Source organism: Stenotrophomonas maltophilia (assembly GCF_023518235.1).
Taxonomy (GTDB): Bacteria; Pseudomonadota; Gammaproteobacteria; order Xanthomonadales; family Xanthomonadaceae; genus Stenotrophomonas.
This window is the reverse complement of the sequence record NZ_CP090423.1, coordinates 2258163-2274968: the sequence shown is the minus strand read 5'-3', so window position 1 is coordinate 2274968 and position 16806 is coordinate 2258163. Positions and strand designations below refer to the sequence as shown.

At 68.3% G+C, this 16806-nt stretch carries 16 protein-coding genes; all 16 read right to left on the bottom strand.

Annotated features, from left to right (window positions below):
• Nucleotides 1-51: 51 nt before the first annotated feature.
• Nucleotides 52-1656 (bottom strand): sulfite reductase subunit alpha, encoded by a 1605-nt coding sequence (locus LZ605_RS10670; RefSeq protein WP_249844796.1) that lies wholly within the window; start codon nucleotides 1654-1656, stop codon nucleotides 52-54.
• The gene (locus LZ605_RS10665; protein ID WP_249844795.1) at nucleotides 1653-2624 is read right to left on the bottom strand and encodes an FAD:protein FMN transferase; all 972 of its coding nucleotides are present in this window, start codon (nucleotides 2622-2624) and stop codon (nucleotides 1653-1655) included. The genes LZ605_RS10670 and LZ605_RS10665 overlap by 4 nt, the downstream gene beginning before the upstream one ends.
• 51 nt (nucleotides 2625-2675) lie before the next feature.
• Nucleotides 2676-3479, bottom strand: coding sequence for a DUF4198 domain-containing protein (locus LZ605_RS10660; RefSeq protein ID WP_249844794.1), 804 nt, complete (start codon nucleotides 3477-3479; stop codon nucleotides 2676-2678).
• A gap of 79 nt (nucleotides 3480-3558) precedes the next feature.
• Nucleotides 3559-4077: a DUF2271 domain-containing protein gene (locus tag LZ605_RS10655; protein ID WP_249844793.1), complete on the bottom strand. Its 519-nt coding sequence runs from the start codon at nucleotides 4075-4077 to the stop codon at nucleotides 3559-3561.
• Between the two features lie 26 nt (nucleotides 4078-4103).
• Nucleotides 4104-4742, bottom strand: coding sequence for a PepSY-associated TM helix domain-containing protein (locus tag LZ605_RS10650; protein WP_249844792.1), 639 nt, complete (start codon nucleotides 4740-4742; stop codon nucleotides 4104-4106).
• A gap of 161 nt (nucleotides 4743-4903) precedes the next feature.
• The gene (locus tag LZ605_RS10645) at nucleotides 4904-7324 is read right to left on the bottom strand and encodes a TonB-dependent receptor domain-containing protein (RefSeq protein WP_249844791.1); all 2421 of its coding nucleotides are present in this window, start codon (nucleotides 7322-7324) and stop codon (nucleotides 4904-4906) included.
• A gap of 145 nt (nucleotides 7325-7469) precedes the next feature.
• Nucleotides 7470-7871 (bottom strand): hypothetical protein, encoded by a 402-nt coding sequence (locus LZ605_RS10640; protein WP_249844790.1) that lies wholly within the window; start codon nucleotides 7869-7871, stop codon nucleotides 7470-7472.
• A gap of 164 nt (nucleotides 7872-8035) precedes the next feature.
• Entirely contained in the window at nucleotides 8036-8713 is a 678-nt protein-coding gene (locus tag LZ605_RS10635; protein ID WP_249844789.1) for a Fe2+-dependent dioxygenase, read from the bottom strand.
• A gap of 10 nt (nucleotides 8714-8723) precedes the next feature.
• The gene (locus LZ605_RS10630) at nucleotides 8724-9443 is read right to left on the bottom strand and encodes a tetratricopeptide repeat protein (protein WP_249844788.1); all 720 of its coding nucleotides are present in this window, start codon (nucleotides 9441-9443) and stop codon (nucleotides 8724-8726) included.
• Between the two features lie 68 nt (nucleotides 9444-9511).
• Nucleotides 9512-11800 carry a TonB-dependent receptor gene (locus LZ605_RS10625; RefSeq protein WP_249844787.1) on the bottom strand — a complete coding sequence of 763 codons (2289 nt, stop codon included), beginning with the start codon at nucleotides 11798-11800 and terminating at the stop codon, nucleotides 9512-9514.
• A 146-nt stretch (nucleotides 11801-11946) separates the two neighbouring features.
• A complete protein-coding gene (locus tag LZ605_RS10620) occupies nucleotides 11947-12351 on the bottom strand; it encodes a hypothetical protein (protein ID WP_249844786.1) in 405 nt (134 codons plus the stop codon).
• Nucleotides 12352-12526: 175 nt separating this feature from the next.
• Complete coding sequence (locus LZ605_RS10615; protein WP_249844785.1) at nucleotides 12527-12859, bottom strand: non-heme iron oxygenase ferredoxin subunit; 333 nt, start codon at nucleotides 12857-12859, stop codon at nucleotides 12527-12529.
• Nucleotides 12856-13395 (bottom strand): GNAT family N-acetyltransferase, encoded by a 540-nt coding sequence (locus LZ605_RS10610; protein ID WP_107230108.1) that lies wholly within the window; start codon nucleotides 13393-13395, stop codon nucleotides 12856-12858. The genes LZ605_RS10615 and LZ605_RS10610 overlap by 4 nt, the downstream gene beginning before the upstream one ends.
• A gap of 101 nt (nucleotides 13396-13496) precedes the next feature.
• On the bottom strand, nucleotides 13497-14753 hold the full coding sequence (locus LZ605_RS10605) for a cysteine desulfurase (protein ID WP_106549258.1): 1257 nt from the start codon (nucleotides 14751-14753) through the stop codon (nucleotides 13497-13499).
• Nucleotides 14750-16012, bottom strand: a complete 1263-nt coding sequence (sufD, locus tag LZ605_RS10600; protein WP_249844784.1) for a Fe-S cluster assembly protein SufD — start codon at nucleotides 16010-16012, stop codon at nucleotides 14750-14752. Before sufD ends, LZ605_RS10605 begins: the two co-directional genes overlap by 4 nt.
• Nucleotides 16012-16776 carry a Fe-S cluster assembly ATPase SufC gene (sufC, locus tag LZ605_RS10595; protein WP_249844783.1) on the bottom strand — a complete coding sequence of 255 codons (765 nt, stop codon included), beginning with the start codon at nucleotides 16774-16776 and terminating at the stop codon, nucleotides 16012-16014. Before sufC ends, sufD begins: the two co-directional genes overlap by 1 nt.
• Nucleotides 16777-16806 lie beyond the last annotated feature (30 nt).

Here is a 16806-nt window from a genome sequence, read left to right as displayed (position 1 = left end):
AGCATGGCTCGGCTCTACAGTAGATCCACGCCATGCGTGGATGCGGCGACCTCAATACACATCCCGCCGGTAACGCCCGCCCAGCAGCAACGCTTCCTTGCCGTCCGCTCCCAGCACCTGCTCGATCACTGCATCCACCGCCGGGGCCATGCCCTGCAGGCTGCCGCAGACCAGGATCGTCGCGCCTTCATCCACCCATTGCCGCAGCGTCGCCGCCTCGGCCAGCAACCGGTCCTGCACGTAACGGTGCGCGCCGCCGTCGCGGCTGAACACCGCGTCCAATCGCGCCAGCGTGCCGTCAGCCTGCATCGCCTGCAGTTCTTCGCCGAAGTGGAAGTCGTGCGCTGCGGTGCGCTCGCCGAACAGCAGCCAGGTACGGCGCGCACCACCGCGGGCACGTTCGTGCAGGTGCGCGCGCAGGCCGGCGATGCCGGTGCCGTTGCCGATCAGCAGCAGGGGCACCTCGGGCGCCACGCCATGGAAGTTGTCATTGCGGCGCAGGCGCAGCTGCACCGGCTCGCCGATCACGGCGTGGTCGCACAGCCAGCCGCTGCCGATGCCGGGCGTGCCATCGCTGCGCAGCTGGCGCCGTAGCAGCAGTTCAAGCGCGCCGTCGGCCATCACCGAGGCGATCGAGTATTCGCGATGCGGCAGCGGCTGTAGCGTCGCCAGCAACGCCGATAGATCTCCGGGGGGAACCAGCGAGGGCAGGTGCGAGCGTTCGACACGGGCCAGCAGTGTCTGTCCATCGTCCAGCACCGCATCTGCATCCAAGCCCTGCGCCACCAGCCACGCGCGCGCGGTGTGGCGTGCATGCTGCGGGCCGATCTCGGCGATGTCACCGGCCTGCCACTGCACATCGGCCGTACCCGGCGGTTGCAGGCGCAGCCAATACACCGCGCCACCGGGGCTGCCGGGATTCAGATGCGCGCGCTGCTGCAGCGTCCATGGCTGGTACTCGGCCGGGCTCCAGTCGGGCAGCTCGCTGGCGCCGCCACCGAGCTGGCCGAGCAGTTGCTGCCAGTGGCGCAGTGCGGCCGGATCGGCGTTGTCGACTTCGATCGCATCGAACAGGGGATGCGCGCCCTGCTGGCGCAACCACTGGTCGAGGTGATGGCCGAACCCGCAGAAGTGGCCATAGCTGCGGTCGCCCAGTGCGAGCACGCCGTAGTGCAGGTGCTGCAGCGAAGGCGGCGCGGCCATCACCCCGCGCAGGAACGGCAGCGCATGATCGGGTGGGTCGCCTTCGCCAGTGGTGCTGGCGATGAACAAGGCTCGCTGGCTGTCGGCCAGCAGTGCGGCGTCCACCTCATGCAGACCGCGCACACGCACCGGCACGCCGGCACCACGCAGAGCCTCGGCACTGCGTTCGGCCAGTTCGCGGGCAAAGCCGGTCTGGCTGGACCAGACCAGCAGCAGCGGCAGGGTATCGCCGGATGCGGCGTCGTCGCGCGGGCGGCCCCGCCACCACAGTGCGGCGCAGGCCAGCGCATACAGCGTGGACGCGGCCGCGGCGATCAACTGCTGCCGTCCCGGCGGCGCGCCCTGCCACCAGGATTCGCCGAGGTGCAGGCGCAGCAGCGCCCAGCCGATCACCGCCAGCGCGATCAGTACAAGCGTGTTGCCGAGCAGCGCGCGCGACGGCCGTGCGCTCATGCGTCCTGCTCGTCGAGCAGGCGCTGGAAGGCGCTGCTGAGGAACTCGCGCGGGCCTTCGACGGCCCGTTGCAGGTAACGCACGGCCAGGCCCTCGCGCTCGGCCAACGCCAGGCCCTGATCGTGGCCGAGCACGGTCAAGGCGGTGGCCCAGGCATCGGCGTGCATCGCGTCGTCGGCCACTACGGTCACGGCGGCGGCGACCTGGCGTACCGGCATGCCGCTGCGCGGGTCGAGGCTGTGGCTGAAAGCCTGGCCATCGGCCTGGTACTGGTGCCAGCGATCACCAGAGGTGGCGACGGCCTTGCCGTCCAGCGCCAGCACCCGTGGTGGTGTCTCGGTGTGTGCGTCTTCTTCCGGCGCCGATTCCACCAGCACGCGCCAGGGCTGGCCGTCCGGCTTGCGGCCGTAACCGGCCAGTTCGCCACCGACTTCGATCAGTGCAGCAGTGATGCCTTGGCTGCGCAGCCAGTCGGCCACGTGATCGACACCGAAGCCCTTGGCGATCGCCGACAGGTCCAGTTCCAGTCCGCCCGGCTGCAGCAGTGCGTCGTCCTGCCAGTGCAGGTGCTGCCAGCCGCAGCGTTTACGCGTGGCTTGCAGCGTCGCCGCGTCGGGCTGGCGGCGTTTACCGGCATGCGCACCGAAGCCCCACAGCGCAACCAGGGGGCCGACGGTGGGATCGAAGGCGCCGTCACTGGCGGCGGCGATGGCCTGTGCGCAGGCCAGCACCCGGCGCGTCTCGGCCGGCAGCATGCACCACTGGCCGGCGGCGGCCAGATTGAAGCGGCTGAGGTCCGAGCCGGCCTCCCACGTACTCATCTGCGCGACCACCTCATCCAGTCGCGCCTGGATGCCGGCGTGCAGCGGGTGCAGGTCGCGCTGGCGCGTTGCCACCAGCGACACGCTCCAGGTGGTGCCCATGGTGGTGCCACCGAGGCGGGCGATGTCGTGCAGGGAATCGGTCATGGCGGGGCGGGCGGGCGCGATGCCGGGATGTGCCCGGCATCGCGGTCCACATTACTGCGGCAGCACTTCCAGCGTGGCCACGTAGCTCAGGCGACGCTTGGCAGCTTGCTTGACCGAGGTCTTGTTGTCTTCGGTGCCGGTTTCCAGCCAGTACATGCCGGCTTCCGGCCAGGTCACCTTGATCTCGCCCTTGGCGTCGCTGGTCAGCTTCAGCTCGTCCTGCGCGTTGCGGTAGCGGGTGGCGCCACGCACGATCTCGAATTCCAGGCCGGCGGTCGGCTTGCCATCGACCAGCACGCGGAAGGTGGCTTCCTCGCCGGCGAACAGGTCGTTCGGATGGCCCACGGCGACCAGCTCGATGCCGTGGTTGGTCGGCTTCAGCGCGGTGGCGTTCGGCGCACCGTTGGTGACGAAGGTCTCCACGCGGCCAACCGACTGGCTCACTTCCAGCTTCTTCGCGTCCTTGGGCAGTTCGCCGAAGGTGGCGGCGGTACCGCGCCAGCGCTTGCGCTCGCCGTCCTGTTCGTAGGTGGCGAACAGGCCGTCGTTGACCGAGGCGATGCGGTAGGTGCCCGCCTGCTTCAGTTCGAGGTCGAACACGCTGCGGTACTTGCCGGTTGCCGCGTTCTGCGGCTGCACGCTGCTGCCGTCCGGCGCGGTGATCACCAGCGATTCCAGGCGCAGCGGCACGTGGTTGAAGTAGAACAGGTCGTTGGAGACCGCACCGTCGACGGTGATCCACGGCGCGTTGCCGGCGATCACGGTCTGCGAGGGCAGCAGCCAGGCCTTGTGGGCCAGGGCGGAGAAGGGAAGGGCAGCGGCCAGGGCGGCGGCGAGGACGAGCGTGCGCTTCATGCGGAAGACTCCAGGGACGTTGGGTGGGTGGGGTCAGAGCCCTTTCCAACGGAAAGGGATCCGACCCCCGCTCAGGCAGTTACGGCTTTACGGCGAGGGTGACCTGGCCCAGTTCGGTGGCGCCCTGCGCCTTGCCGTTCTGCGCGGCGGTGGCCGGCCAGGTGAAGGGGATCTTCAGCAGTTCGCGGCCGCCGACTTCGCGCACCGCTTCCACCACCAGGGTGTAGTTGCCCGGTGCCAGCCGCTTCAGCGCCGGCTGCTTGTCGTTGAACGACAGCGCGTGCTTGCCGGCCGGGCGGGTCGGACCGGTCACGCCGTCCACCGGCACCTGCAGGGTGCGGCCGCTCTTGCGCCACCACTGGCGCAGATCGGGCAGCCACTTGGTGCCATGGCCTTCGCTGTTGCTGGTCTGCTGGTACCAGACCGACAGGTTGGCCGCGACCTTCTGGTCGGCACCTTCCAGCCACACCGCCACATACGGGCGGTGGTATTCGGCCACGTTGAGCTTGGGCACTTCGACATTGATGTCGAGGGTGGTGGCATAGGCCGGCGAGGTGGCCAGCAGGCCGCTGAGGGCGATGGTCAGGGTGACGCGCATGGGGCGGCTCCGGAAACGAGGGAAAGTCAGTGGATCAGCAGCAGGGCGATCAGCAGCGGGATCATCAGGCCCAGGCCGACCAGCGGCCAGGTCATGCGCCGTTGCCGCGCATGCAGATGCAGCAGGAACAGGCCGGTGATGCAGAACACCAGGCAGGCCACGGCGAACAGGTCCAGGAACCAGCCCCACGCGGGGCCCGCATTGCGGCCCTTGTGCAGGTCGTTGAGGTAGGACACCACGCCGCGCGAGGTTGATTCGTACTCCACCGCGCCGGTTTCGCGATCGATGCTCAGCCAGGCGTCGCCGCCGGGGCGTGGCAGCGACAGGTAGATCTCCTCGGCCGACCACTCGGCGGGGCGGCCGCCGATGGCGATGCCCAGCTGTGCATCCAGCCATTGCCGCGCCGGGCGCGGGATCGGTGCGTTGCCGTCCTCGTGCGTGCCGAGCTGGCCGAGCAGTTCGGGCGGCAGTTCCAGGTGCTGGTTCTGCACCTGGGGCTTGGCTTCGATCTTCGCCGCGTGGTTGAGGGTCAGGCCGGTCACCGCGAACAGCAGCATGCCGATCAGGCAGACCGCCGAGCTGATCCAGTGCCACTGGTGCAGCGTCCGCAGCCAGAAGCCACGGCTCTGTTGCTGCTGCACGGTGGAGGAGGCGGGACGGCTCACGGCACGGTTCGGGGCGGACGGGGACTGCCCATTACATCATTGATGAGAATAGCTCGCAATTGCGTATCTTTCTGTATCCCGTGCAGGGGAGCCCGGGTAGTGCCGGCCGCTGGCCGGCAAACCCGCAATGCCGGCCAGCGGCCGGCACTACCAGAACGTGGTCAGAACTTCGCGTTGAGCGAGATCCAGTAGCTGCGGCGCTGATCCTTGGTCGCGTAGTCGTCCACGCAGTTGAACTCGCTCGGGCTGATCAGCAGGCACGACTGCGAGACGAAGTCCTTGTCGAACAGGTTGTTGACCCGCGCGTTCACCGTCAGCCAGGGCGTGGCCTTCCAGCTGCCACCGAGATGGAAGATCGTGTAGTCCTCGTAGTAGCGGGTCTGGCTGACGCCGTTGGCGTCCAGCAGCGTGTCGCGGTAGCGGTCGTAGCGGCCCTCGCCGATCAGCGACAGGCTGATGGCCTCGTTGAGCTGCCAGTTCAGGCTGGCGTTGGCCATGTGCTTGGCCGGGGTGGTGCCGGTGATCGGCAGTCCCTTCTGCGGGCCGCTGGTCTGCTCACTCTTGGTCCAGGTGTAGTTGCCGCGCAGCTGCAGGTTGTCGAGCAGGTCGACGTGGCCGGCCAGTTCGGCACCACGGGTCTCGGCCTTTTCGATGTTCACGCTCTGGGTGAAGGTGCTGTAGCCCAGCGCGGCCCAGCCCGGGCCGATGTCCACGCAGTAACCGCTGCCGGCCGGCGCCACTTCGCAGTTCGGGAAGGTGCCGCCGCTGGCGATCTTGTCTTCGAACTTGTTGATGAAACCGGTGACGTTGAAGCCCCAGCGCTGGCCTTCGTAGTAGGCGGCCAGCTCGTAGTTGGTGCTGGTTTCCGGCTTCAGGTTGGGCGAGCCCACCAGCGGCAGCACGCCCTGGCCACCGAAGCCGGTGATGCCCGGGAACAGCTGGTCCGGGCGCGGGGTCTTGTAGCCGGTGCTGACGCCGCCCTTGAAGGTCCACGCATCGCTGGCGTTCCACACCAGGTAGCCGCGCGGGCTGAGATGGCTGCCGAAGATGTTGTGGTCGTCGTAGCGCAGGCCGAAGGTGGCGGTGAGGGTGTCGGTCAGCGCCCAGTTGTCCTCGGCGAACAGCGCCCACATGCGGTGCTTCTGCTTGGTGTTGCTGCGGTAGCCGGCGCCGTCCATGCCGAACACGCCGTCGATCATGTCGGTGTCGTTGTACTGGCCGCCGACGGTGAGCTTGTGCGCGCCGAAGTCGAGGTCGAGCATCGTGTCGAGCACGTAGCCTTCCAGTTCCATGGTGCGCAGCGGACGCGGCAGGAACGCCTGCAGGCGGGCCTGTTCACTGGCGTTGAGTGCGGTGAGGGCATTGTTGCGGCCGGCGGCGCAGTTGTTGGCCGCGCCGGTGCGGCGGCACACGTCGTTCCACAGTGTCTGCAGGTTGGCGCGCTCGTCCAGGGTCAGCGGCAGCGAGCGGCCCAGGTTGCTGCTCTTGCTGTGGGTCAGCGAGGTCTGCCAGGTGCCGAAGCTGTAGCGGCCCTGGTGGGTCAGCGACAGTTGGTCGCGCTCGTAGCGCTGGTAGGCGGTGTAGCCCACGCGCGGCTGCACCACGCGGCGTGTGACCGTGCCGCTGCCGTTCGGGTTCGGAATGACCGCATTGCCGACGCGCCACAGGCTGGCCAGGCTGTCCAGGGTGCCGGTCTGGCCTTGGCTGTTGTCGTACTTCTGCCGCGACACGTCGTAGTCCAGCCACAGTTCGTGGTCATCGTTGACGTGGAAGTCCAGGCGCACGCCGGTGTTCCAGTTGGTGTTGGCCACCGACTTGCCGCCGCCACCGAAGCCGATGCTGCGCTCCCACAGCGTGCCGTCGGGCAGAGTCAGTGCATCCCATTCCGGGTTCGATGCCTTGGCGTCGTAGTAGCTGCCGCGCACCGCCAGGCTCAGGCGATCCTTCAGCAGCGGGCCGCTGAGATACAGGTCGGTGGTGCGTGCATCGCCGAACTGGTCGTCCTGCTGCACCGTGAAGCCCTGGGTCAGCGCGCCGTGCCAGCTGTCCTGGTTGCGGCGGGTGATGATGTTGATGACGCCGCCCATGGCGTCCGAGCCGTACAGGGTGGACATCGGGCCGCGCACCACTTCGATGCGTTCGATGGCATCCAGCGGCGGCAGGTAGGCGAACTGGCCGCCACCGAAGTTGTTCGGGTACAGCTGGCCGACGTTGCTCTGGCGGCGGCCGTCGATCAGCACCAGGGTGTACTCGGAGGGCAGGCCGCGCATCGAGATGGTGGCGCGGCCGTTCTTGTCGGTGGCTTCCAGGCCGACGTCGATGCCTTCGACATCGCGCAGCGCGTCGACCAGGTTGGTGTACGGGCGCTTGCTCAGTTCCTCGCGGCTGACCACGCTGATGCTGGCCGGTGCATCGACCACCTTCTGTTCGAAGCCGGAGGCGGTGACCACCACCTTGTCCAGCGTTTGCGGGGCGCCGGCGATCTCTCCATGTGCGAAAGCAGGGGCCGCCATCGCCGCCAGCACGGCGCTGGTCAGCAGGCGGCGGGACAGGGACGAACGGACACGATGGCGCTGGGCCATGGCAGTTACCTCGAAAGATGCAGAGAGGTGCGATGCCGGGCGAGAAGGGCGCGGCATGCACGGGAAGCCCGGTCAGGGGCGGCAGGGATGAAGCAGGCAGCGGCGTGCGGGCGCGACCGCGCAGGCGGTCACGTCGGGCCGTGGATCAGGCGAGCGGCGGCGCCTGGCCGCGTTGCTGGCGACGCCCGGGCGCATCGACCCAGGGCGTGTCCGGAGCGGCCAGCGGCCAGTCCGGGCGCACGCCGGGCATGGCCGGCGTGGCGGGTACGAGTTCAAGTTCGGTGCGCAGCCACTGGTTGGCCAGCAACAGCGGCGGCGGCGCCTTCTCGGCCGCTTTCACCGGGGTGGAGGCGCAGCGGCGCAGTTTGGCCGGGGCCTCTTCCTGCAACGGGCCTTCGCCACCACGTTCTTCCAGCGGTACCTGCACGGTCATCGCTGTGGCCGGATGCGGCAGCAGCGGCAGCGTGCCCAGCAGCAACGCCAGCATCGCCACCCACGCCAGCAGGCTGGCCAGCGCGGGACGCTGACCGCGCATGGCGGTGCCCATCTTGCGATGGATCAGTGGGCGAGGGCGGAGCGGGCGCAGCAAGCAGGAATCCCCGGGCGGTCGCCGGCAGTGGCCGGCATCAACGGGGCGTGATTGTAATGAGAGCTGTTAGCCGTTGCAAATGAGAATGATTGCCAAAAGATCGCGGGGCCGTCGGAAGCAGCTCAGACCTCGCTCCAGCGCCGCAGCAGGTTGTGGTACACGCCGGTCAGCTGCAGCACCGCCTCGGCGTCGCCACCGGTCTGGCGCAGGCGCTCGATCGAGCCGTCCATCTCCCACAGCAGGCGCCGCTGCACGTCGTCGCGGATCATGCTCTGCACCCAGAAGAACGAGGCCACGCGCGCGCCTTTGGTGACCGGCCGCACCTGGTGCAGGCTGCTGGACGGGTACACGATCAGGTCGCCGGCGGGCAGCTTCACTTCATGCTCGCCGTAGGTGTCGCTGATGATCAGCTCGCCACCCTCGTACTCGTCCGGATCGGACAGGAACAGGGTGCAGGAGATGTCCGAGCGTAGCTGTTCGCCGTTGCCCAGGTTCATCACCGCGCCGTCGACATGGAAGCCGTAGGTGCCGCCGCCGCTGTAGCGGTTGAAGCGTGGCGGCAGGTACTTCAGCGGCAGTGCCGCGCTGAAGAACAGCGGGTGCCGGGCCAGCGCGACCAGGATGATCTCGCCCAGCTCGCGGCGCAGCGGCGAGGCTTCCGGCAGCTGCTGGTTGTGCTTGGCCTGGGCGCCCAGATGGCCGACGGTTTGGCGGCCATCAGTCCAGTCGGCCGCGTCGAGGTGGCGACGGAACTCGGCCACCTGCGCGGCGCTGAGGATGTCGGGGATGTGCAGCAGCATGCGGAACTCCTCAGTGGGATGACGGCGCGACCAGCGCGCGCACCTGCGGATGCGGGGACGCCGCCAGCTGCGGCACGATGTGCGCCATGAACGCCGGGCTGCCGTGGGCCAGCGCCAGCTGCAGCCATTGCACGGCCTGGTCGACCTGGCCGGCCTGCAGCAGGATCGATGCGTAGTTGGCCTGGCCGCGGAAATCGCCGGTCTCGGCGGCGCGCCGGTACCAGTCCAGCGCGGCCTGCAGATCGCGCTCGATCTCCAGGCCGTCCTCGAGATGGCGGGCCAGCAGGTTCATCGATTTTGCGTGACCCAGGTGCGCGGCGCGGGTGTACAGCGCCAGCGCCTGCGCGCGGTCCTGCGGCACACCGCGGCCGGTGGCCAGCAGGTTGGCCAGGTTGTACAGGCCCCAATCCAGGCCGGTGTCGGCCGCGCGCCGGTACCAGACTGCGGCCAGCGTCGGGTCGGCGACGGTGCCCTGGCCCAGTTCATGGCAGCGGCCGAGCATGTTCATCGCCATCGGTGCGCCGTTGTTGGCGGCGGTTTCGTACCAGAGCAGCGCGGCCGAGGCATCCTGCGCGGTGCCTTTGCCTTCCATGTGCATCTGCGCGAGCAGCAGTTGTGCATCGACCTGGCCGGCCTGTGCGGCATCGCGGATGTGCGCGAACGCCGCTGCCGGGTCGTGCTGCAGCAGCTCGGCCAGGGCGTCGCTGTCGATGGGGGGGCGGTTGGCCATGCAGTGAGTATCGCCGGAAACAAAAACGGCGGCAGGAGATCCTGCCGCCGTGGTGGAGCAACGCTGGATCAGAACTTCACGTTCAGTGCCAGGGTGGCCGAGCGCCCCGGGGCGATGCTCGCGTAGTGCGAGGCATAGGCCTTGGTGAAATAGGTCTTGTCAGTCAGGTTCTGTACGTTCAGCTGCAGGCTGATGTTGTCCTGGATCGCGTAGCTGGCCATCGCGTCGAAGCGGGTGTAGCTGGCGATCCACTTGGTGTTGGCCACATCACCGTACTGCTTGTCCGAGTAGAACGCACCGGCGCCGACGGTCAGGCCGATCGGGAAGCGGTAGGTGGTCCACAGGTTGGCGCTGTGCTTGGCGGTGTTCGGGAACACGTTGCCGTTGTACGGCGAGGGCACGTACACGTTGGACGGGCAGGTACGGCCCGACACGGCGCACACAAAGCCGTTGTCCTTCAGTTCCGAGTCCAGGTAGGTGTAGCCGCCGTACAGGCTCCAGGCATCGGTCAGCTGGCCGTTGAAGCCCAGCTCGAAGCCGTTGATCTCCTTCTTGCCCGCGTTCTGGCTGGTGCCGTTGTCCACGGTCACGCGTGCGTTGTTCATCACGGTGTGGAAGATCGCCGCGGTCAGGTTCAGGCGGTTGTCCAGCAGGTCCCACTTGGTACCCAGTTCCAGGTTCTTGGTGTCCTGCGGCTTGAGGTCGGCCACCGCTGCGCTCAGGCCGTCCGAGCCGTCGCCACCGTCCATGCCCGGCGGGGTCGAGGAGGTGCCCCAGGACAGGTAGATGCTGCCGTTGGCCGCCGGCTTGAACACGACGCCGGCCTGGTAGTTCAGGAAGTCGTTGTCATTGCGCACGCGGGTCGGGGCCTTGCCCGCCACCGGGGTGGTCAGGGTGGTGCTGTAGTCGTCGTAACGCAGGCCGACGTTGAAGCTCCACTGTGCGTTGAGCTCGAGGGTGTCGAACAGGTAGGCCGACTTGGTCTTGGTGCGCTGTTCGACGTCCAGCGCCTTGTCGCTGCGGTACACCGAGTGGGTGGCCGCCCACGGATCGTTCGGGTTCGGGTTGGTGAAGCTGGTGCAGTTGTAGCCGGTGGCCGCGCCGGTGGTCGGGCACTTGCTGTTGCCGGTCAGCGGGTTGCTGGTGCCCGGGGTCATCAGGTAGCTGCCGCGGGTCATCTTCTCGTCGCTGTACTCCACACCCGCGCTGTAGCTGTGCTTGAGCGCGCCGGTCTGGAAGGCACCGGTCAGGCCCAGCTGGTCGGCGAAGCTCTTGACGTCGACCGCGCGGCTGTTGGTACGGCGCCACAAGGTGCCGTAGTTGTTCGGGTTGCCCTGGCTGTCGTCCGGCTGGGTCCACAGATAATCGTTGCTGGTGTTGCCCAGGCGCGCGATGTTGCGCAGCTTGTGGCCGCCGAAGTCGTAGCTGGCGTCCAGGGTGCTGATGTCGGCGCGGGTGCGCTGGAAGTCACGATCAACCAGGCCGTAGTAGTTGTTGCGGTCCGGCACCATCGGGCGGCCATCGACCCACTTCGCGGCCGGCGCGCCGTTCGGGTTGCCGTACGGGAAGCCACCCGCGTCCGGCAGGTCATCGCTCTGCATGTGGTAGTGGCTGGCGATCAGCTGCGCCGGGCCGTTCAGGCCGAACGCGATCGACGGCGCGATGCCCCAGCGGCTGACGTTGGCCGCATCACGACCGGCGATGTCCGACTCGTGCTTCATCAGGTTCAGGCGGGCAGCGATGCCATCGCCCAGCACGTAGTTGGCGTCCACGGTGCCGCGGGCGTAGCTGTCGGTGCCGATGCCCATGCTGGCGCTGGTCTCGTCCTTCAGCTTCGGCGTCTTGCTCACCAGGTTCAGGCTGCCACCACCGGAGTCACGGCCGCCGTAGGCCGAGCTCGGGCCCTTGACCACTTCCACCTGCTCCAGATCGAAGATTTCGCGGGTCTGCGAGCCGACGTCGCGCAGGCCGTCGACGAACACGTTGCTCTGCGAATCGAAGCCACGGATGAACGGGCGGTCGCCGGTCGGGTTGCCGCCTTCGCCGGCGCCGAAGGTGATGCCCGGCACCATGCGCAGCGCATCCTGCAGGTTGGTCGCGCCGGTCTCGGCGATCAGCTTCTCCGAGACGATCGACACCGACTTCGGGGTGTCCAGCAGTTCGGCGGTGAACTTCGGCGAGGACGGATTGAACCAGCTGCCGCGCACCTGCACCTTGTCCAGGTCGGTGGCCTTGTTGGCGCCGGAGGCGGCGCCGTCGGCGGCCTGTGCGGCCAGCGGTGCGAAGCCGGCGGCCAGGGTGGCCGAGGCGAGCAGGGAAACGCGCGGGGCGTACTTGCGGGTCTTGATATGGGTCATGGCGGTGGGTGGTGGCTTGGATCGGGAAAGGGCGCGGGCCGGCACGCAGGGGTGGCGGCAGGCAGGAAACGGGTGCTGTAGAGCCGAGCCGATGCTCGGCTACACGGTGAACGACTTCAGGCGCACGGCAACAGCCGCAGGGCGCCTCAGATGGCGTGCGGTGCGGGCGGTGCGTGGCCGGGGTTCAAGCGCAGCGCAGGATCGTGCAGCTGCCAACGCAGGGCGTCGGAGCGCCACAGCGGAATGTGCGCGACCAGGATGGCGCGCGGAGACGGTGTGCCGGTGCAGGACGTACCGGCCTCGCCATCGAGCGGCGGCTCGGGGGCAGGCGCGGCGTGCTGCGGGCAGTCATCGGCCGGTGAGTCCGGCAGCGGCATGGCCTGCAGCAGAACGTCCGCGTGTGCCTGCCAGCCGTGCGCGGCCGGGTTGCTGCCACGTCCTTCGTGCAGTGCCGACCAGCCCAGCAGCAGCGTCAGCAACCCGGCCACGAGCAGCGGCCACCCGTGGCGGGCGAGCTGGCACAACGTGGCGGTGGGCGCGGGCGAAGCCATGGCGCAGGGGCGGAGTCGTTACGAAGATGTTACGTAGAATAACATCAACGATAATGATTCGCATGTACGGAATGTGGCGGGCCGTCGGGGTGGCCCCGAAGCGCCCTGGGAAGGCCCTCACGGCATTTCTGTAGATCCACCCCACGGGTGGATGCCCACGGCTACGGGCGCGGCCTCAATCGCGGTCGTCGCGCGTCCAGACCGCGTCGTGCTCGCGCTTGACCGGGAACTTGGGCACCGGGGTATAGGCCGGGGCGCACAGGGCGCGGCCATCGCGCACGTCGAAGCGCGCGCCGTGCAGCACACACTCCACGCTGCCCTCAGTGGTGTTGAACTCGCCCGAGGACAGCTCGAACTCTTCATGCGTGCACTGGTCCTCCAGCGCGTACAGCTCGCCATCGAGGTTGAACACCACGATCGGGGTGCCGGTCACCTCGTCGAACACGCTCTTCATTTCACCCGGCAGCAGCTCGTTGCGGGCACAGACGAAGGTCCAGGTATCGCTCACGCAGCGGCTCCTGCCAGCGGCTTTTCCAGGATCTCGAAGCGCAGGTCGTCGCGCTTGGGGATGCCGAAGCGCTCATCGCCATATGGGAACGGCTTCTTGATGCCGGTGCGGCGGTAGCCGCGGCGTTCGTAGAAGGCGATCAGTTCGTCGCGCACGTCGATCACCGTCATCTGCATCACCGGCACGTTCCACTCGCGCGCGGCGTGCGCTTCGGCCGCGTCCATCAGCTGCTTGCCGACGCCGCCGCCCTGCTGGGCCGGGTCGACCGAGAACATGCCGAAGTAGCCCTTGCCGTCGACATCGGCGACGTGGGCGCAGGCCACCAGTTGGCCCTCGCGTTCGGCCAGCAGGATGGTGGAGCGCGGGCGGTCGAGGTCGCCCTGGATGCCTTCGGCGTCGATGCGGGCGCCGTCCAGCAGGTCGGCTTCGGTGGTCCAGCCAACGCGGCTGGCGTCGCCCCGGTAGGCCGAGGTGACCAGGGTGATCAGGGCGGGGATGTCGGCCGACGTGGCGGCGCGGAAGGTCAGGGTGCTCATCGGCCCATTCTAGGTGGGCGGTGGGCGGGCGCAAATGGGGGAGCGGCGTGGGGTCAGATCCCTTTCGCGGGGCAAAAGGGATCTGACCCCGTCTGCCGGGCTCAGCCCAGCAGCTTGCGCACCTTGGTCAGCGCGGTCATGAAGCGCTCGATCTCGGCGTGGGTGTTGTAGAACGCCAGCGAGGCACGGCAGGTGGCCGCCACCCCGAAGTACTGCAGCAACGGGTGCGCGCAGTGCTGGCCCGAGCGCACGGCCACGCCTTCCAGGTCGAGCAGGGTGGCCAGATCGTGCGCATGCGCGCCGTCGATCAGGAACGAGACCACCGCCGCCTTCTCCGGCGCTTCGCCGATGATGCGCAGGCCGTCAACGCGGCGCAGTTCTTCGGTGAAGTGCGCCAGCAGTTCGGCTTCGCGCGCTTCCACGTTGTCCTGGCCCAGCTGCTGCAGGTAGTCGGCGGCCACGCCCAGGCCGATGAAGCCGGCGATGTTCGGGGTGCCGGCTTCGAACTTGTGCGGGGCATCGTTGAACACGGTGCCGTCGAAGCTGACTTCCTTGATCATCTCGCCACCGCCGAGGAACGGCGGCATCGCGTCCAGGTGCTCGCGACGCGCCCACAGCGCACCGGTACCGGTCGGGCCGCACATCTTGTGGCCGGTGATGGCGTAGAAGTCGCAGCCGATCGCGGCGACGTCGACCTTGCGGTGCGGCACTGCCTGCGAGCCATCGACCACGGTGATGATGCCGCGCTTGCGCGCTTCACGGCAGATCTCGCGCACCGGGTTGACCGTGCCCAGCACATTGGACACATGGGTGACCGCCAGCAGCTTGACCTCGGGGGTCATCGCCGCACGCAGCGCATCCAGGTCCAGCGCGCCATCGGGGGTGATCTCGGCCACGCGGATGGTGGCGCCGGTGCGCTGCGCGACCAGCTGCCACGGCACGATGTTGGCGTGGTGCTCCATGCGCGAGACCAGGATCACGTCACCGGCCTTCAGTCGTGGCAGGGCCCACGAATACGCCACCAGATTGATGGCGAAGGTGGTGCCGCTGCACAGCACCAGGTCGCTGGGGCGCACGTTGAGGAAACGCGCCAGCTTGTTGCGTGCACCTTCGTAGGCGTCGGTGGCTTCGCTGCCCAGCGCATGCACCGCGCGGCTGACGTTGGCGTTGTAGCGGCGGTAGAACTCGTCCACCGCGCCGATCACCTGCACCGGCTTCTGGCCGGTGTTGGCATTGTCGAAATAGACCAGCGGCTTGCCGTGCACTTCGCGCATCAGCAGCGGGAAGTCGAGGCGGACGCGGTCCCAGTCGGGGGCGCCGCTGGGGGTTTCGATCGGGCGCGGGGTGGACAGGTTCATGCCACACCCGCCTCGGCCAGGGCCTTGTCCAGGCGGCGTGCCAGCTGCTCGCGCAGCGCGTCGGGCAGCACCTTCAGCGGTTCGTGGCAGAACGCGGCGCTCAGCAGCGCCTGCGCCTGGGCCTGCGGCAGGCCACGCGAACGCAGGTAGAACAGCGCATTGGCATCGAGCTGGCCGACGGTGGCGCCATGGGCGGCCTTCACTTCATCGGCGTCGATCACCAGCGTCGGCTGGGTATCGATCTCGGCGTCTGCCGACAGCAGCAGGTTCTTGTTGGACAGGTTCGCATCGGTGCCGTCGGCGCCTTCGCGGATCTGGATGCCACCATGGAACACCACGCGGCTGCGGTTGGCGGCGACGCCGCGCCACAGCAGTTCGCAGCTCGTATCGCGGGCGATGTGATCGATACCCAGGCGGGTCTCGACGTGGCGGCGGCCAGTGCCGAGCAGCACGCCATTGGCGGTCAGCTGGGCGTTGTCGCCTTCCAGGCGCACGTTCAGTTCATGGCGGCTGAGCGCGGCGCCCAGTTCCAGATCGACACGGTGGTACTGGGCATCGCGTGCCAGCACCGCGTCGGTACGCAGGAAGCTGGTCTGGCGCGCGCTTCCGGCCTGCACGCGGGCATGCTTGAGCACGGCATCGCGGGCGACATGGGCGTGCAGCACGGTGTTGTCCAGGTGCGCCGAATCGCCCACGCTGAAGCGGTGTTCGACCACGCCCAGGCTGGCGCCGGCACGCAGTTCGATCAGGTGGCGGTGGTGCCAGGCCAGGTCGGTATCGCCAGCCACGCTGGCGAACACCAGTTGCAGCGGCGTTTCGACCTGCACGCCTTCGTCCACGCGCAGTACAACGCCTTCATCGGCCAGTGCGGCGTTGAGGCGGGCGAAGATCTCCTCACTGCGCTCGTAGCGGCGACCGAGGAAACGCACGGCATCCTCGCCAGCAGCCAGCGCAGCCGACAGCGGCTGCAGCTGCACGCCGGCCGGCAGTGCCTGCACATCGCTCAGCGCGGCATCCAGGCGGCCGTTGACGAACACCAGGCGCGGCGCCGGGATGTCCTCCAGCAGTGCGGCATCCAGTGCCGGCGCGGCCAGCGGTGCGGCGGCGAATGCGCGGCGCTCCAGCTGGCGCAGCGAGGTGTACTTCCAGGCTTCGTTGCGGGCGGCCGGCAGGCCGTCACGCAGGGCCGCGTCGAGCACTTCGCGGCGCGCATCGCTGCCGCAGAAGGCCTGGGCCATCGAGTCGAGCAGCGCGCTCATCAGACCGCCGCCTCGCGCACCACGCGATCCTTGAGGAAATCGTAGCCGTGCGCTTCCAGTTCCAGCGCCAGTTCCGGGCCGCCGGTCTTGACGATGCGGCCATCGGCCAGCACGTGCACTACGTCCGGCTTGATGTAGTCCAGCAGGCGCTGGTAATGGGTGATGACCAGGAACGAGCGGTCGGCGGCACGCAGTGCGTTGACGCCGTCGGCCACGCTCTTCAGCGCGTCGATGTCCAGGCCCGAATCGGTTTCGTCGAGGATCGCCAGCTTCGGCTCGAGCACGGCCAGCTGGAAGATCTCGTTGCGCTTCTTCTCGCCACCGGAGAAGCCTTCGTTGACGCCACGGTGCAGCAGTTCGTCCTTCAGGTGCAGCACGGCCAGCTTCTGCCGTACCAGCTTGAGGAACTGCATGGAATCCAGTTCGTCTTCGCCACGCGCCTTGCGCTGCGCGTTCAGTGCGGCACGCAGGAAGTAGGTGTTGTTCACGCCCGGGATTTCCACCGGGTACTGGAACGCCAGGAACAGGCCGGCGGCGGCGCGCGCTTCCGGGTCCTGGTCGAGCAGGTCCTTGCCTTCGAACTGCACGCTGCCTTCGGTCACTTCATAGCCGTCACGGCCGGCCAGGACATTGCCCAGGGTGGACTTGCCGGCGCCGTTGGGGCCCATGATGGCGTGCACCTGGCCGGGCTTCACGTCCAGCGACAGGCCCTTGAGGATTTCCTTGTCGCCGATGCGGGCGTGGAGGTTTTCGATCTTCAGCATGGTGGGGGTTCCGTGGGGCGGGCCGTGGCC

What these genes read in the sequence shown, in the direction of transcription:
- LZ605_RS10670 (WP_249844796.1), bottom strand. Translation starts at nt 1,656, where the DNA reads ATGAGCGCACGGCCGTCGCGCGCGCTGCTCGGCAACACGCTTGTACTG.
- LZ605_RS10665 (WP_249844795.1), bottom strand. Translation starts at nt 2,624, where the DNA reads ATGACCGATTCCCTGCACGACATCGCCCGCCTCGGTGGCACCACCATG.
- LZ605_RS10660 (WP_249844794.1), bottom strand. Translation starts at nt 3,479, where the DNA reads ATGAAGCGCACGCTCGTCCTCGCCGCCGCCCTGGCCGCTGCCCTTCCC.
- LZ605_RS10655 (WP_249844793.1), bottom strand. Translation starts at nt 4,077, where the DNA reads ATGCGCGTCACCCTGACCATCGCCCTCAGCGGCCTGCTGGCCACCTCG.
- LZ605_RS10645 (WP_249844791.1), bottom strand. Translation starts at nt 7,324, where the DNA reads ATGGCCCAGCGCCATCGTGTCCGTTCGTCCCTGTCCCGCCGCCTGCTG.
- LZ605_RS10640 (WP_249844790.1), bottom strand. Translation starts at nt 7,871, where the DNA reads ATGGGCACCGCCATGCGCGGTCAGCGTCCCGCGCTGGCCAGCCTGCTG.
- LZ605_RS10635 (WP_249844789.1), bottom strand. Translation starts at nt 8,713, where the DNA reads ATGCTGCTGCACATCCCCGACATCCTCAGCGCCGCGCAGGTGGCCGAG.
- LZ605_RS10630 (WP_249844788.1), bottom strand. Translation starts at nt 9,443, where the DNA reads ATGGCCAACCGCCCCCCCATCGACAGCGACGCCCTGGCCGAGCTGCTG.
- LZ605_RS10625 (WP_249844787.1), bottom strand. Translation starts at nt 11,800, where the DNA reads ATGACCCATATCAAGACCCGCAAGTACGCCCCGCGCGTTTCCCTGCTC.
- LZ605_RS10620 (WP_249844786.1), bottom strand. Translation starts at nt 12,351, where the DNA reads ATGGCTTCGCCCGCGCCCACCGCCACGTTGTGCCAGCTCGCCCGCCAC.
- LZ605_RS10610 (WP_107230108.1), bottom strand. Translation starts at nt 13,395, where the DNA reads ATGAGCACCCTGACCTTCCGCGCCGCCACGTCGGCCGACATCCCCGCC.
- LZ605_RS10605 (WP_106549258.1), bottom strand. Translation starts at nt 14,753, where the DNA reads ATGAACCTGTCCACCCCGCGCCCGATCGAAACCCCCAGCGGCGCCCCC.
- sufD (WP_249844784.1), bottom strand. Translation starts at nt 16,012, where the DNA reads ATGAGCGCGCTGCTCGACTCGATGGCCCAGGCCTTCTGCGGCAGCGAT.
- sufC (WP_249844783.1), bottom strand. Translation starts at nt 16,776, where the DNA reads ATGCTGAAGATCGAAAACCTCCACGCCCGCATCGGCGACAAGGAAATC.